The 13670-nt window shown below is 69.1% G+C and carries 12 protein-coding genes; 4 read left to right on the top strand and 8 right to left on the bottom strand.

What is annotated here, in order from left to right; genetic code table 11:
- Positions 1 to 12 precede the first annotated feature (12 nt).
- Genes paaB through paaK form a run of 3 tightly spaced genes read right to left on the bottom strand, consistent with a single transcriptional unit; the run spans position 13 to position 2702 of the window.
- Positions 13 to 318: a 1,2-phenylacetyl-CoA epoxidase subunit PaaB gene (paaB, locus tag ACRSCF_RS29500; RefSeq protein ID WP_013804631.1), complete on the bottom strand. Its 306-nt coding sequence runs from the start codon at positions 316 to 318 to the stop codon at positions 13 to 15.
- Positions 315 to 1337 carry a 1,2-phenylacetyl-CoA epoxidase subunit PaaA gene (paaA, locus tag ACRSCF_RS29505; protein WP_012202742.1) on the bottom strand — a complete coding sequence of 341 codons (1023 nt, stop codon included), beginning with the start codon at positions 1335 to 1337 and terminating at the stop codon, positions 315 to 317. Before paaA ends, paaB begins: the two co-directional genes overlap by 4 nt.
- Positions 1338 to 1382: 45 nt before the next feature.
- Positions 1383 to 2702, bottom strand: coding sequence for a phenylacetate--CoA ligase PaaK (paaK, locus tag ACRSCF_RS29510; RefSeq protein ID WP_096914635.1), 1320 nt, complete (start codon positions 2700 to 2702; stop codon positions 1383 to 1385).
- Between the two features lie 148 nt (positions 2703 to 2850).
- Here paaK and paaN point away from each other — a divergent pair, with 148 nt between their 5' ends.
- The gene (gene paaN / locus ACRSCF_RS29515; protein ID WP_432675176.1) at positions 2851 to 4509 is read left to right on the top strand and encodes a phenylacetic acid degradation protein PaaN; all 1659 of its coding nucleotides are present in this window, start codon (positions 2851 to 2853) and stop codon (positions 4507 to 4509) included.
- A gap of 15 nt (positions 4510 to 4524) precedes the next feature.
- Here the strand turns inward: paaN and ACRSCF_RS29520 are convergent, their stop codons facing one another.
- Positions 4525 to 5160 (bottom strand): TetR/AcrR family transcriptional regulator, encoded by a 636-nt coding sequence (locus ACRSCF_RS29520; RefSeq protein WP_012202739.1) that lies wholly within the window; start codon positions 5158 to 5160, stop codon positions 4525 to 4527.
- A 191-nt stretch (positions 5161 to 5351) separates the two neighbouring features.
- Here ACRSCF_RS29520 and ACRSCF_RS29525 point away from each other — a divergent pair, with 191 nt between their 5' ends.
- On the top strand, positions 5352 to 6035 hold the full coding sequence (locus ACRSCF_RS29525) for a LuxR C-terminal-related transcriptional regulator (RefSeq protein WP_017404039.1): 684 nt from the start codon (positions 5352 to 5354) through the stop codon (positions 6033 to 6035).
- Positions 6036 to 6040: 5 nt separating this feature from the next.
- Positions 6041 to 8029, top strand: coding sequence for a sensor histidine kinase (locus tag ACRSCF_RS29530; protein ID WP_034366449.1), 1989 nt, complete (start codon positions 6041 to 6043; stop codon positions 8027 to 8029).
- On the opposite strand, the gene ACRSCF_RS29535 is transcribed toward ACRSCF_RS29530, so the two are convergent.
- The gene (locus ACRSCF_RS29535; RefSeq protein ID WP_034366446.1) at positions 7998 to 9557 is read right to left on the bottom strand and encodes a serine hydrolase; all 1560 of its coding nucleotides are present in this window, start codon (positions 9555 to 9557) and stop codon (positions 7998 to 8000) included. The two genes, ACRSCF_RS29530 and ACRSCF_RS29535, sit on opposite strands and share 32 nt — an antisense overlap.
- Positions 9558 to 9699: 142 nt before the next feature.
- Positions 9700 to 10818 (bottom strand): tRNA 2-thiouridine(34) synthase MnmA, encoded by a 1119-nt coding sequence (gene mnmA, locus ACRSCF_RS29540; protein ID WP_126311100.1) that lies wholly within the window; start codon positions 10816 to 10818, stop codon positions 9700 to 9702.
- Between the two features lie 102 nt (positions 10819 to 10920).
- Here mnmA and ACRSCF_RS29545 point away from each other — a divergent pair, with 102 nt between their 5' ends.
- Positions 10921 to 11847 carry a LysR substrate-binding domain-containing protein gene (locus ACRSCF_RS29545; RefSeq protein WP_034366443.1) on the top strand — a complete coding sequence of 309 codons (927 nt, stop codon included), beginning with the start codon at positions 10921 to 10923 and terminating at the stop codon, positions 11845 to 11847.
- Positions 11848 to 11864: 17 nt separating this feature from the next.
- Here the strand turns inward: ACRSCF_RS29545 and ACRSCF_RS29550 are convergent, their stop codons facing one another.
- Positions 11865 to 12641, bottom strand: coding sequence for an enoyl-CoA hydratase (locus ACRSCF_RS29550; RefSeq protein WP_034366441.1), 777 nt, complete (start codon positions 12639 to 12641; stop codon positions 11865 to 11867).
- Positions 12642 to 12652: 11 nt separating this feature from the next.
- Positions 12653 to 13657: a Bug family tripartite tricarboxylate transporter substrate binding protein gene (locus ACRSCF_RS29555; RefSeq protein WP_016454016.1), complete on the bottom strand. Its 1005-nt coding sequence runs from the start codon at positions 13655 to 13657 to the stop codon at positions 12653 to 12655.
- Positions 13658 to 13670 lie beyond the last annotated feature (13 nt).

The following is a 13670-nucleotide window of genomic DNA, read 5'->3' on the forward strand; positions in this document are numbered from 1 at the left end:
GCAGCTCCCCGCTCACATGTGGTCCACCGAGGGCGGCAGCTGGTAGAAGGTCGGATGGCGGTAGACCTTGTCCTGGGCCGGGTCGAAGAACATGTCCTTGTCGCCGGGGTCGCTGGCCACGATCTGGTCCGAGCGCACCACCCAGACGCTCACGCCCTCCTGGCGCCGCGTGTAGACATCGCGCGCCATCTGCAGCGCCATCTGCGGGTCGGCCGCATGCAGGCTGCCGCAGTGCTTGTGGTCCAGGCCGGCCTTGCTGCGGACGAAGACTTCCCACAGCGGCCATTCGTTGGTGATGTTCTGTTCGGCGGTGGTCATGCGGCCTCCTTGCGGGTCTGGTTTCTCTGTGTCTGCTTGCGGGCATGGGCCAGCGCGGCTTCGCGCACCCAGGCGCCTTCGTCCCAGGCCTTGACGCGTGCGCCCAGGCGCTCGCGGTTGCAGGGGCCGTCTCCGGCGATCACGCGCCAGAACTCGTCCCAGTCGATGGGGCCATGGTCATGGGCCTGGCGGGCCTCGTTCCATTTCAGGTCGGGATCGGGCAGGGTGACGCCCAGCACCTTGGCCTGGTCCACCGTGGCGTCGATGAACTTCTGGCGCAGCGCGTCGTTGGAGATGCGCTTGATGCCCCAGCGCATGGACTGCGCGCTGTTGGGCGACTGGTCGTCGGGCGGGCCGAACATCATGATGGACGGCCACCACCAGCGGTTGACGGCGTCCTGCACCATGGCCTTCTGCGCCTCGGTGCCCTGCTGCATCATGGTCAGCAGCGCCTCGTAGCCCTGGCGCTGGTGAAAGCTCTCCTCGCGGCAGATGCGCACCATGGCACGCGCATAGGGTGCATAGGAGCAGCGGCAGATGGGCACCTGGTTCATGATGGCCGCGCCATCCACCAGCCAGCCGATGGTGCCCATGTCGGCCCAGGTCAGCGTGGGGTAGTTGAAGATGGAGCTGTACTTGGCCTTGCCCGTGTGCAGCGCGTGCAGCATCTGGTCGCGGCTGCTGCCCAGCGTCTCGGCGGCCGCGTAGAGGTACAGGCCATGGCCGCCCTCGTCCTGCACCTTGGCCAGCAGGATGGCCTTGCGCTTGAGCGTGGGCGCGCGGCTGATCCAGTTGCCCTCGGGCAGCATGCCGACGATCTCGCTGTGCGCGTGCTGGCTGATCTGGCGCAGCAGCGTCTTGCGGTAGTTGTCGGGCATCCAGTCCTTGGCCTCGATGAATTCGCCGGCATCGATGCGCTCGTCAAAGCGCTGCTGCAGGCGCATTTCGTCGGCCGAGCGCACGGCCTTGCCGCCATCGCCCGCTTCCTTGCCCATGGTGTCCATGGCCTGGGTATACATGTGCGATCTCCTTGAATGAAATGGTTGACGACGGCCGGCGGTGCCTCAACGCGGCCGCTTGTCGTACACGCGCCGGGCCTTGCCGGTCTGCGTGCGCTCGATGGTGTCGGGATCGAAGACGCGCACCGCCGTGGAAATGCCCACCAGGGTCTTGATGCGCTGCTGCACCCACTGCGCGATCTCGCCGCGCTCGGCATCGCCCAGGCCGCGCCGCTGCGGCTGCAGCTCGCAGTGCACCTCGACGGTGTCCAGCAGGCCTTCACGGCTGATGTGCATCTGGTACAGGCCCGTGAGGCTGGCATTGGCCAGCACGATTTCCTCGATCTGGGTCGGAAAGACGTTGACGCCGCGGATGATCATCATGTCGTCGCTGCGCCCCACGATCTTGCCCATGCGCCGGAAGCTGCGCGAAGTCGGCGCCAGCAGCCGCGTCAGGTCCCGCGTGCGGTAGCGAATGATGGGCATGGCCTCCTTGGACAGCGACGTGAAGACCAGCTCCCCCTCGCTGCCGTCGGGCAGCACCTCGCCCGTGTCGGGGTCGATGATCTCGGGGTAGAAATGGTCTTCCCAGATCACCGGCCCGTCCTTGCTCTCCACGCATTCGCTGGCCACGCCCGGGCCCATGACTTCGGACAGGCCGTAGATGTCCACGGCATCCAGCCCCGCCTTGCCCTCGATCTCGCGGCGCATGGCCTCGGTCCAGGGCTCGGCGCCGAAGATGCCGATCCGCAAAGAGCTCTCGCGCGGGTCCATCCCCTGGCGCTGCATCTCCTCCACGATCACCTGCATGTAGCTGGGCGTGACCATGATGATGTCGGGCCGGAAATCCTGGATCAGCTGCACCTGCTTTTCGGTCTGCCCGCCCGACATGGGCACCACGGTGCAGCCCGCGCGCTCGGCTCCGTAGTGGGCGCCCAGGCCGCCCGTGAACAGGCCGTAGCCGTAGGCCACATGCACCATGTCGCCGGGCCGCCCGCCCGCCGCGCGGATGGAGCGCGCCACCAGGTTCGCCCAGTTGTCGATGTCATTCAACGTGTAGCCCACGACCGTGGGCTTGCCCGTGGTGCCCGAGGAGGCATGCACGCGCGCCACCTTCTGGCGCGGCACGGCGAACATGCCGAACGGGTAGTTCTCGCGCAGGTCCTTCTTGGTGGTGAAGGGAAAGCGGGCCAGGTCGGACAGCGTGCGCAGGTCGGACGGATGAACGCCCTTCTCATCGAAGGCGCGGCGGTAATGCGGCACGTTGTCGTAGGCATGCTGCAGCGACCAGCGCAGGCGCTGCAGCTGCAACGAGGCGATCTCGTCGCGGCTGGCGGTTTCGATGGGGTCGAGTTCGCCGGGGGCGGGGCGCAGGTCTTTGTTCATCGGGGTTCTGGCGTCGTGAGGCAAGGGGTTCAGAATAATTGACCGACCGGACGGTAGGATTATAAGATGCAGCTTTCTTGAGCAACAAGGCTTGTTGTCCGGTACTAACCCTGATAGCGACGCCACATTCCAAACCAGGAGACATCCCATGCCCGCCCACGCCCTCTACGAACGCCACCGCCCTCTGCTCGACGACGCGCTGCAGGCCCTGTCCCGCCGGGGCCACTGGTCGCCCTTCCCCGAAGCGCCCTCGCCCAAGGTGTATGGCGAGACCGCGCAGGCCCAGGGCCACGCCGCCGTGCAGGCGCTGTTCGTCAAGGACTATCCGCTGCGCCAGCCCGGTGAACGCGCCCGCGTGGCCACCGAGCAATCGCCCTATGGCGTGGCCCTGGACATCCGCTACCCCGAGTGCGATGCCCAGGCGCTGGTGGATGCCGCCCAGGCGGCCGAGCCCGCATGGCAGGCGCTCGGACCCCAGGGCCGCACCGGCGTGCTGCTGGAGGCGCTGACGCGCATCCACCAGCGCAGCTTCGAGATCGCGCATGCGGTGATGCTGACCACGGGCCAGGGCGCGATGATGGCCTTCCAGGCCGGCGGCCCCCATGCCCAGGACCGCGCCCTGGAAGCCATTGCCGTGGCCTGGAAGGCCATGGCCGACGTGCCTGCCGAGGCCGTCTGGGAAAAGCCCCAGGGCAAGCATGCGCCCGCCGTGCTGCACAAGCGCTTCGAGATCGTGGGGCGTGGCGTGGCCCTGGTCATCGGCTGCGCCACCTTCCCGACCTGGAACACCTACCCGGGCCTGTTCGCCGCGCTGGCCACGGGCAACCCCGTGATCGTCAAGCCCCACCCCAACGCCGTGCTGCCGGCCGCGCTCACCGTGAGCGTGCTGCGCGATGTGCTGACCGAGCAGGGCCTGGACCCCAACCTCGTGACCCTGGCCGTGAGCGACAAGCCCGAATTGACCCAGGCCCTGGCCACGCACGCCGCCGTGGCCTCCATCGACTTCACGGGCGGCAATGCCTTCGGCCAGTGGCTGCAGTCCAACGCGCCGCAGGCACGCCTGTATGCCGAGATGGCCGGCGTGAACCTGGTGGTGATCGAGTCCACCGATGCCTACGCAGGCATGCTGCGCAATCTGGCCCTGTCACTGTCGCTGTACAGCGGCCAGATGTGCACCGCCACGCAGAACCTGCTGGTTCCGGCCGGCGGCATAGAGACTGACCAGGGCCACAAGAGCTTCGAGCAGGTCGGCGCCGATCTGGCCGCCGCCATCGACCAGTTGCTGGCCGATCCCAAGGTGGCCTTCACCGTGCTGGGCGCCATAGGCTCTGCGCAGACCGTGGAGCGCGTGGAACAGGCTGCCACCGTGGGCCGCGCCGTGCGCGCCTCGCAAAAGCTCACCCATCCCGAATACCCGCAGGCCGAGGTGCGCACGCCCGCGCTGCGCGCGCTGGACGTGGCGGACGCCGCCATCTACGAGCGCGAATGCTTCGGCCCCGTCTCCTACCTGGTGGCCGTGCCCTCGGCCCAGGCCGCGCGCGAGCTGGCCGAGCGCAGCGTGCGCGCGCATGGCGCGATGACCCTGGGCCTGTACTCCACGGATGCGGCCTTCGTCGATGCCGTGGCGGCCTCGGCGCTGCGCTCGCGCGTGGCCCTGTCCATCAACCTCACGCAGGGCGTGATGGTCAACCAGTCGGCAGGCTTCTCGGACTTCCACGCCACGGGCGGCAATCCCGCGGCCAATGCCAGCTACACCACGCTGGCCTTCGTGGCCGACCGCTTCGTGGTCGTGCAGCGCCGGTGGTAAGGGACCGGGCCGAGCCTAGGCCTGGCGGGCCTTGCGCGGCTTCTTGCCGTCCGGCACGCTGACCGCGCGCACGCCGCCGAAGAACAGCTGGGACACCATGGTGCCAATGGCGTCATGGTCCAGCGTGCCGCCCGGCTTGAGCCAGGTGAAGGTCCAGTTGATCATGCCGAACAGCAGCATGGCCAGGGGCTTGCCCAGGGCGCTGTCGGCAGGCTCGCCGCGCACCTGGGCAATGGTCTGCGCAAAGGCGGCGACCACGCGGCGCTCCACGTCCAGGATGCGCTGCTGGTCTTCCTCGCGCAGGAAGCGCACGTCCTCGGTCAGCACGCGGTGGGCATTCTGGGCCTGGGCGTACTCCTGGCCGAAGCCGCGGATCAGCGCATGCAGGCGCTGCTCGGGATCGGCATGGGCCTGCAGGGTGTCGTTGACCAGGGCTTCGAGGCGCAGCACATGCTCTTCGGCAATGCGCACGGCCAGGTCGTGCTTGTCGAGCACATAGTGGTAGAGCGTGGCCTTGGAGACGCCGCAGGCCGCAGCCACCTCGTTCATGGAGGTGCCCGCATAGCCGCGCTGCGCGAACAGCTGGGCGGCGTGGGAGAGGATCATTTCACGCTGGCCATCGTAGCCAGCAGGGTCACGTACGCGTGCCATGCGGCGGCGTCCTTTCGGTTGATGTCGTTGCCAGGGTCCGCCCGTGCGGCCCGGGCCGGAATTATGGACGGCGCAGCGGCGCGCGCCCCCGCGATTACCAGTTTTCAGGGATATGCAAAGATGCGGGCTTCGCCCACAGTCGGGCGGCCATCCTGCCCCTTTTTACGCCCGCCGCTGCGCACGCCTTTTCCATGCCCGCCCACCTGCTTGTCCCAGAGTCCACGCTTCCGGCCCCGGTGCTGGTGGTGGAGGACGAGCCGCTGATCCGCCAGCGGCTGCAGTCCGTGCTGGGCCAGCTGGGCTACACGCCCGATGCCCTGCTGTTCGCCGGCTCCCAGGCCCAGGCCCGCGCCTGCCTGGCCGAGCCCGTGGCGCTGGCTCTGGTGGACCTGGGCCTGCCCGACGGCAGCGGCATCGACCTGATCGCCGAGATGCGCAGCGCAGACCCGGCCGTGGGCATCCTGGTGATCTCGGCCTGGAGCACGGAGGACGCCATCCTCGCGGCGCTGCGCGCAGGCGCCACCGGCTATGTGCTCAAGGAGCGCGACGACCTGGAAGTGTCGCTGTCCATCCGCAGCGTGCTGCGCGGCGGCGCGCCCATCGACCCCTTCATCGCGCGCCGCGTGATCGCCGAGCTGCAGGGCGCGGCACCCGCCACGCCGGAGAGCAGCGGCACCGAGTCCACGCTGAGCGCGCGCGAAAGCCAGATCCTGCGCCTGGTGGCCGATGGCCTGACCAACCGCGAGATCGCCGAGCAGCTGCACCTGTCGCGCTACACGGTGGAATGCCACATCAAGCACATCTACCGCAAGCTGGCCGTGTCCTCGCGCACACGCGCCGTCAACACGGCACGCGTGCGCGGATTGCTGGGCTGACGGCCATGGGCGGGTGGCGCCGGTGGTTCGGCCCGGTGCGGCACTTCGCCCGGGGCCTCGCCCTGGGCCTGGGCCTGGCGGTCCTCCTGTGCAGTCCCTGCGCCCTGGCCCAGGCCTGCCTGCCGCAGATCCTGTCCATCCAGTCCGCCAAGGCCGCAGGCCAGGGACCGCCGCCCATCGTCAGCACGGTACGCGACTGGCACAACGTGACCCTGCCCGACCACTGGCTGGACCGCTGGCCCGGCTACAGCGGCGCCGTCTGGTACCGCATCGACTGGCAGCGCGGCTGCCCTCACCCCGCTGCCGCTTTTGCCACAACTCCCGTCGCCGCCGATCCCGTGGCGCTGGCCCTGCACTCCATGGTCATGGCCGGCGAGGTCTTCGTGAACGGCGACCTGCTGTGGCGCGACCGGCACCTGGTCGAGCCCCTGTCGCGCAGCTGGAACATGCCGCGCTTTTGGCTGCTGCCCGAATCCGCCCTGCATGCGGGCACCAACAGCGTGTGGATACGCGTCCATGGCCTGGCCGAGCAGACGCCGGGCCTGGGCGAGGTGCGCCTGGGCGAGCCCGAGGCGCTGCGCCAGTGGCACGCGCAGACCTGGTGGAACCAGCGCACGCTGTTTGCCATGAACATCGTGGTCTCGCTGGTGCTGGGCGTGCTGTTCGCCTTTGCCTGGCTGCAGCGGCGCGCCAGCAAGGCCTTTGGCTGGTACGCGCTCAATGCCTTCTGCTGGGCGCTGTTCCTGGCCAATATCCTGGCCACCGAGGCCTGGCCCTTCCCCGACACCCTGGCCGTGGCACGCGGCAACCTGCTGGTCTTTTTGCTGTTCGGCCAGAGCTTTTGCCTGTTCACCTGGCGCTTCGGAAAACTGCACCTGCCCCGGCTGGAAAAGCTGCTGTGGGCGCTGACGCTGGCCGGCATGGCCGCCGCCATCTTCGCGCCCTGGTCGCTGGTGGACGGCGTGCTGCACATCGGCCTGGTGTACTTCGGCATCTGCGTGGCCGTGTCGCTGCACTTTCCGCTGCACGCCTGGCGCACGCGCGAGCCGGGCCACCTGGTCTACGCGGCCTGCCTGCTGGTCTTCCTGTGCGCGGGCCTGCACGACATGCTGGCGCTCAAGAAGGTGATCGGCCCCGCCACGCCCTGGATGCCCTATACCGCACCGCTGACCATGCTGACCCTGTCCATGGTGCTGGGCCGGCAGTTCGTGCTCAGCATGCGCCGCATCGAACAGTTCAACCAGGAGCTGAGCGACAGCGTGGCGCGTGCCTGCGACGAGCTTGGCGGCACGCTGGCGCGCGAGCATGCGCTGGCGCTCAGCCACTCGCGGCTGCAGGAACGGATGCAGCTGGCGCACGACCTGCACGACAGCCTGGGCGGCTCCCTGGTGCGCTCCATCGCCATGGTGGAGCAGGCCGGCACCCCCATGCACAACCGCCAGTTCCTGTCCGTGCTCAAGCTGCTGCGCGACGACCTGCGCCAGATGATCGACAGCGGCACCAGCGTCTCCGTCACCGTGCCGGACACGCCCCAGGCCTGGATCGCGCCGCTGCGCCACCGCTTTGCCAGCCTGTTCGACGCGCTGGACATGCAGTCCGACTGGCAGGTGCCGGCCGCCTGGCCGCAGCCGCCCGGTGCGCTGCAGTGCCTGGCGCTGACGCGCGTGCTGGAGGAAGCACTGGCCAATGTGATCAAGCACAGCCGCGCCCAGTGCGTGCAGGTGCAGTTGCAGTGGCCCGAGCCGCATTGGCTGATGCTGCGCATCACCGACGACGGCGCAGGCTTTGACGTGTCCGCCGTGCAGCAGGCCGGCATGGGAGTGGGCCTGCGCAGCATGCAGGCGCGCCTGCAGCGCCTGGGCGGCCATCTGGACATGGATTCGGAGCCCGGTGCCACCGTGCTGGCCGCCTGGCTGCCCGTGCCCGGCGATCACCTGCACGACGGCACGGAGCAGGCCACCCTCAGCGCGAAAAGCGCCCTATCCCCGCACTGACGCCGGCCGGGGTCAGCACATCGTCGAAATACTCCAGCGTGAGCTGGTTGCCGTCGAACGTGGCCTTGGACAGGCTGCCCGGCGAATCGCCCTCGGGCACGAAGCTGAAGACCTCGCCATCCCAGTGGCTGAGCAGCATGCGCTGCGAACCCAGGCTGACCTGCAGCCCACCGCCGCCCGTCTGCAGGCTGACCTGGGCCGGCCCGTAGAAGCGGTTGGCGTAGCTGCCCACATAGGCGCCCAGCGGCCGGGGCGGTCGGGGGAAAGGGGGCCGGGTCTTGCCTGCCAGCTCGCCATGCGGCTGCATGATGGGTGCCAGCCGCTTGGTCCAGATGCTCTCCCAGTCCTGGCGCTGGCGGCCCCATTCGACCTCGTCCAGGAACTGCGAGACCACGATCTCGGGCACGCCGATGGGCATGCCGTTGGTCAGCACCACGATGCCCAGCTTGAGCTCGGGCATGACGGTGAAGCTGGTCGCGCTGCCCGTGCCGAAGGCACCCGAGTGGCTGTAGGTGGTGCGCCCCGCCTCGGACACGCCCACGTTGAAGCCGAAGCCGTAGTAGCGCGCAGGCTCGCCGTTGCCGGCCGGCGACTGCAGCATCTGCGGCGACAGCGCCGTGCGCAGCGCCTGCGCATCGACCACCTGGCGGCCCTCGAAGCGGCCTTCGTCCAGCAGCATGGTCATCCAGCGCGCCATGTCGCGCACCGTGGAGCTGACGCCGCCGGCGGCCGACTGCGCATCGGGCCGGCGCACCGGCCCCGTCTGCCACACGCCATTGACGCGCAGGTGGCCGGCCGCGCGGTTGGCGCGCGCCTCGAAATCGGCAAACAGCGAGCTGGTCTGCGTCATGCCCAGCGGGCCGTAGACGGCCTGCTGCGACAGCGCGGCCCAGGACTGGCCCGCGATGGCGGCCACCGCCTCGGCGCCCGTGGTCAGGCCGAAGTTGCTGTAGGCGTACTGGGTGCCCACGGGCCGCAGCGGCAGGTAACGCAGGCGCTCCAGGATCTGGCGCTGGCTGTAGCCCAGCTCCTCCAGCGCATCGCCGGCCTGGCCGGGCAGGCCCGAGCGGTGGGCATACATGTCGCCCACGGTGATGCGCTGGGCCGCGTCGGCGTCCTCCAGCGTCCACCAGGGCAGGCCCTGCTGCACGCGCGTGTCCCAGGACACGCGGCGCTGGCCCACCTGCTGCGCCACCACGGTGGCGCCCACGGACTTGGAGACGGAGGCGAGCTGGAACACCGTGTCCGCATCCACGGCCAGCGACGAGCCCAGACGGCGCACGCCCATGCCCTGGGCATAGACCAGGCGCCCTTCATGCACGACCGCCACGGCCACGCCGGGCACGCCCGTGCGCCGCATCTGCGCGCGCACCTGGCCGTCGAGTTGATCGAGCGCACGCTTGACGCGGTCCGTCACGGGCGGATCGATGGGATCGCCCCAGGACACCTCGCCGTTGCATCCGGCCGTGGCCACGGCGCCAAGGGCCGCTCCCAGAAAATGCCGGCGCGCAAGAATCGATGAAGCCATGGGGTCTCCTGTGGTGCTGTCGTGAAGAACAAAAGGAAAAAGAAAAAGGGGCGGTTGTGCCGCCCCCCGTGACGATAGCAAAACGCGACGGGCCGAATCCTGCCCGGCATCAATGCCGCATCAGTGCCGCGTCAGTGCTGCATCAGCGCGGATCCACCGCCGCGATGATGCCGCCGCCCAGGCACACGTCGCCGTCGTAGAGCACGGCCGACTGGCCGGGCGTGACGGCCCATTGCGGCTCGGGAAAATCCAGCCGGAAGCCCTCGGGCGTGGCGCCCGAGATCAGGGCCGGCGAGTCGGGCTGGCGGTAGCGCGTCTTGGAGCCGTAGGCCTTGCCCTCGGCGGGCGCGTGGCCGGCCACCCAGCTGACCTGGTCGGCCAGCAGCGACTGCGACAGCAGCCAGGGATGGTCATGGCCCTGCACCACGCGCAGCGTGTTGGTGTCCAGCTCCTTGCGCGCCACGAACCAGGGCTCATGGTCGCCGCCGCCGCGCGGCGCGCCCTTTTCCTTGACGCCGCCGATGCCCAGGCCCGAGCGCTGGCCCAGCGTGTAGAACGACAGGCCCACATGCTTGCCCAGCTTGCGGTTGCGGTCGTCGAGGATGTTGCCGGGCTCCTTGCTGATGTAGCGGTTCAGGAAGTCGCGGAACGGCCGCTCTCCGATGAAGCAGATGCCCGTGGAGTCCTTCTTCTTCGCGTTGGGCAGGCCGATCTCCTCGGCAATGCGGCGCACCTCGGTCTTCTTCAGCTCGCCCACGGGGAACATGGCCTTGGACAGCTGGGCCTGGTTGAGGCGGTGCAGGAAGTAGCTCTGGTCCTTGGCCGGGTCCAGCCCCTTGAGCAGCTCGAACAGCTGCGTGTCGGGGTTCTGGCGCACGCGGGCGTAGTGGCCCGTGGCGATCTTCTCGGCGCCCAGGCGCATGGCGTGGTCCAGGAAGGCCTTGAACTTGATCTCGGCATTGCACAGCACGTCGGGGTTGGGCGTGCGGCCGGCCTGGTACTCGCGCAGGAACTCGGCGAAGACGCGGTCCTTGTACTCGGAGGCGAAGTTCACATGCTCGATCTCGATGCCGACCACGTCGGCCACGGCGGCGGCATCGACGAAATCGACATTGGACGAGCAGTATTCGCTGTCGTCGTCATCTTCCCAGTTCTTCATGAAGATGCCGACCACTTCATGGCCCTGTTGCTTGAGGAGATGGGCCGTGACAGCGGAGTCCACACCGCCCGACAGGCCCACCACGACGCGGTGTTTAGTCATGGCATCGATTATCCCAGCGCCCTTCAAAGGCTGCGCGCCACGGGCTTTGCAGCCCTGCGCCAGCAGGAATAATGGCCCTCTTGCCCCCTAGGAAACGCCCGCATGCGCTACGACCTGACCGATCTGAAGCTGTTCATGGCCATCGCCCAGGCCGGCAATCTCTCGCGTGCCAGCCAGGCGCGGCACCTGACGCCCTCGGCCGCCAGCCAGCGGCTGCGCAATCTGGAGCAGGCCCTGGGCTGCCAGCTGTTCACGCGCGAGCACAAGGGCATGCGGCTGACCGAGGAAGGCCACGCCATGCTCGAGCATGCGCGCGGCGTGTTCGCCGCCATCGACGGCATGGAGGCCGAGGCCGCCCTGCTGGGCAGCAGCCTGCAGGGCAAGGCAACGCTGGCGGCCAACAGCTCCTCGCTGCACGGCTTCATTGGCCCGCACATCGGCGAGTTCCTGACCGCCTTTCCCGAGGTGAACCTGACCCTGGTCGAGCAGACGAGCGAGACGATTGCCGCCAGCGTGGCCGAGGGCGAGGCCGACCTGGGCGTCTACGCGGGCGAGCCCATGGCGGGCGCCGTGGCCTGCGAGACCTTTGCGCTGGACCGCCTGGTGGTGATCGCCCCGCCCGGCCATCCGCTGGTGCCCCAGCCGGGCGAGAGGCAAGACGACGGCGAAGGCCCTTCCTGCCGGTTCTTCGACACCCTGTCCCATGCCTTCGTGGGCATGGCGCTGACCAGCAGCAACTACGCCTTTCTGCGCGAGCTGGCCAAGCGCCATGGCCGGCCGCTGCGCTGCCGCATCCACGTGGACGATTTCACCTCCATCGTGCGGCTGGTCTCGCAGGGCGTGGGCCTGGCCGTCATTCCGCACAGCATCTACCGCAGGCTCGGCACCGCGCATGCGGTGGCCTGCCTGCCGCTGGAGGAAACCTGGGCACGGCGCCCGCTGCAGCTGGTGCGCTCCAGCGAACGGCCGCTGACGCCCACCGCGCAGCGGCTGCGCAGCTTTCTGAAAGGGCTGGCCGACAAGGCCTAGCCCGGCCCGGCCTGGGTTCAGTGCTGGGCCTGGGCCTTGGCCTGCTTGCGCTCCAGGAAGGCATTCATGTGGTGCTGCGGCTCGCCCGTGTTGAAGGCCGCGCCGAACTCGGCCACGCTGTCGGTGATGGCCGAGTCCACGCCCATGCCCTCCCAGCGGCGCAGCAGGCGCTTTTGCTGGCGCAGCGCCTCGATGCCGATCCCGCCCAGCCCCTCGGCAATCTGCGCGATGCGCGCATCGAGCTGGTCGCCGGGCACGCATTCGTTGAGCAGGCCCCATCGCTCGGCCTGCAGGGCGCCGATGTTCTCGCCCGTGAGCAGCAGCCAGCTGGCGCGCGTGCCGCCGATCTGCGCGGGCATCATGGCCGCGTGGATCACCGAGGGAATGCCGACCTTGACCTCGGGCATGCCCACCACGGCATCATCGGCCGCGATGCGCAGGTCGGCCGCCATGGCCAGCTCCAGCCCGCCGCCCAGCGTATGGCCCTGCAGCCTGGCGATCACGGGCACGGGGAAATGCCGCACCGCGTTGCACAGGTCGCGCAGCCCGCTGATGAAGGCGCGTGCCGAGGCGGCGTTGAGCGACGCCATCTCGCGGATGTCGGCCCCCGCCACGAAGGCGCGCGTGCCCGATCCGCGCAGCACCAGGCAGTGCAGATCGGGGCGCTCGGCCAGCTCGGCCAATTGCGCGGTCAGCGCGCGGATCACGGGCGTGCCCAGGATGTTCAGCGGCCCGCCGCCGGTGATGGTGAGCACGGCGGTCTGCGGGGTGGGAAAGGTCACTTGTGCATGCACGGCAGATCTCCTCAAAGTTTCTCGAATCCGATGTCGCGGATCAGCTGGGACCAGGCCCGGTTGGAGCGCTCCACCGTCTGCCTGAACTGCGCAGGCTCCTGGAAGTCCACGACGGCGCCCTGCTGCTCTATGGTCTTGATCAGCTCGGGCTTTTGCAAGGTCTTGCGCATGGCTTCGCTGAGCCTGGCAAGAATGGCGGGATCGAGCCTGGCAGGCGCGCCCAGGCCGTACCAGGACATGTCGTTCATGGGCTTGAGCCCGGCCTCGGCATAGGTGGGCACGCCCGGCAGGGCCGGCAGGCGCACGGGGCTGGACACGGCCAGCGCACGCAGCTGGCCGCCCGCGATCAGCGCACCGGAAGACGGCATGTTGTCGAACACCACATCGAGCTGCCCCGCCATCAGGTCGTTGAGCGCCGGCCCCAGGCCCTTGTAGGGCACATGGGTGAGGGTGGTGCCCGTGGTGCTGCCGAACAGCGCACCGCTCAGGTGGCTGAGCCCCCCATTGCCCGAGGAGCCGTAGTTGAGTTTGCCCGGCGCGGCGCGCGCCGCGTCGCTCACATCCTTGGCGCTCTTGTAGGCCGAGCCTGCGCTGACCACCATCACGCCCGGCACGTTGGCGATGTTGGTGATGGGGGTGAAGTCCTTCACCGGGTCATACGCGGGCTTGGCGTAGACGTTGGGGTTCACGGCATGCGAGCTCTCCACCATCATCACCAGGGTGTAGCCGTCGGCCGGCTGCTTGGCCGCATAGGCCGAGCCCGTGCTGCCGCCCGCGCCGGGGCGGTTTTCCACCACCACGGGCTGGCCCAGCGTCTCGCCCAGGTAGCGGGCCGCCACGCGCGCGATCACATCGGTGGCGCCGCCCACCGCATAGGGCACGACCAGGCGTACGGGCCGCTCGGGATAGCTTCCGGCCCCCGGTGCCCCCGCTGCCCCGGTTGCATATGCCAGCGGCATCCCCGCCAGCGCGGCGGCTGCCACGGCGGCCTTCAGTGCTTTCATGCGTTTCGTCATCCTTGTCTCCTTC

Source organism: Delftia sp. 11MD (assembly GCF_050907895.1).
GTDB classification, from domain to species: Bacteria; Pseudomonadota; Gammaproteobacteria; order Burkholderiales; family Burkholderiaceae_C; genus Comamonas; species Comamonas tsuruhatensis.

Excerpts from the sequence above, each read along its gene's own strand:
- paaB (WP_013804631.1), bottom strand. The coding sequence starts at position 318 with ATGACCACCGCCGAACAGAACATCACCAACGAATGGCCGCTGTGGGAA.
- paaA (WP_012202742.1), bottom strand. The coding sequence starts at position 1,337 with ATGTATACCCAGGCCATGGACACCATGGGCAAGGAAGCGGGCGATGGC.
- paaK (WP_096914635.1), bottom strand. The coding sequence starts at position 2,702 with ATGAACAAAGACCTGCGCCCCGCCCCCGGCGAACTCGACCCCATCGAA.
- paaN (WP_432675176.1), top strand. The coding sequence starts at position 2,851 with ATGCCCGCCCACGCCCTCTACGAACGCCACCGCCCTCTGCTCGACGAC.
- ACRSCF_RS29520 (WP_012202739.1), bottom strand. The coding sequence starts at position 5,160 with ATGGCACGCGTACGTGACCCTGCTGGCTACGATGGCCAGCGTGAAATG.
- ACRSCF_RS29525 (WP_017404039.1), top strand. The coding sequence starts at position 5,352 with ATGCCCGCCCACCTGCTTGTCCCAGAGTCCACGCTTCCGGCCCCGGTG.
- ACRSCF_RS29530 (WP_034366449.1), top strand. The coding sequence starts at position 6,041 with ATGGGCGGGTGGCGCCGGTGGTTCGGCCCGGTGCGGCACTTCGCCCGG.
- ACRSCF_RS29535 (WP_034366446.1), bottom strand. The coding sequence starts at position 9,557 with ATGGCTTCATCGATTCTTGCGCGCCGGCATTTTCTGGGAGCGGCCCTT.
- mnmA (WP_126311100.1), bottom strand. The coding sequence starts at position 10,818 with ATGACTAAACACCGCGTCGTGGTGGGCCTGTCGGGCGGTGTGGACTCC.
- ACRSCF_RS29545 (WP_034366443.1), top strand. The coding sequence starts at position 10,921 with ATGCGCTACGACCTGACCGATCTGAAGCTGTTCATGGCCATCGCCCAG.
- ACRSCF_RS29555 (WP_016454016.1), bottom strand. The coding sequence starts at position 13,657 with ATGACGAAACGCATGAAAGCACTGAAGGCCGCCGTGGCAGCCGCCGCG.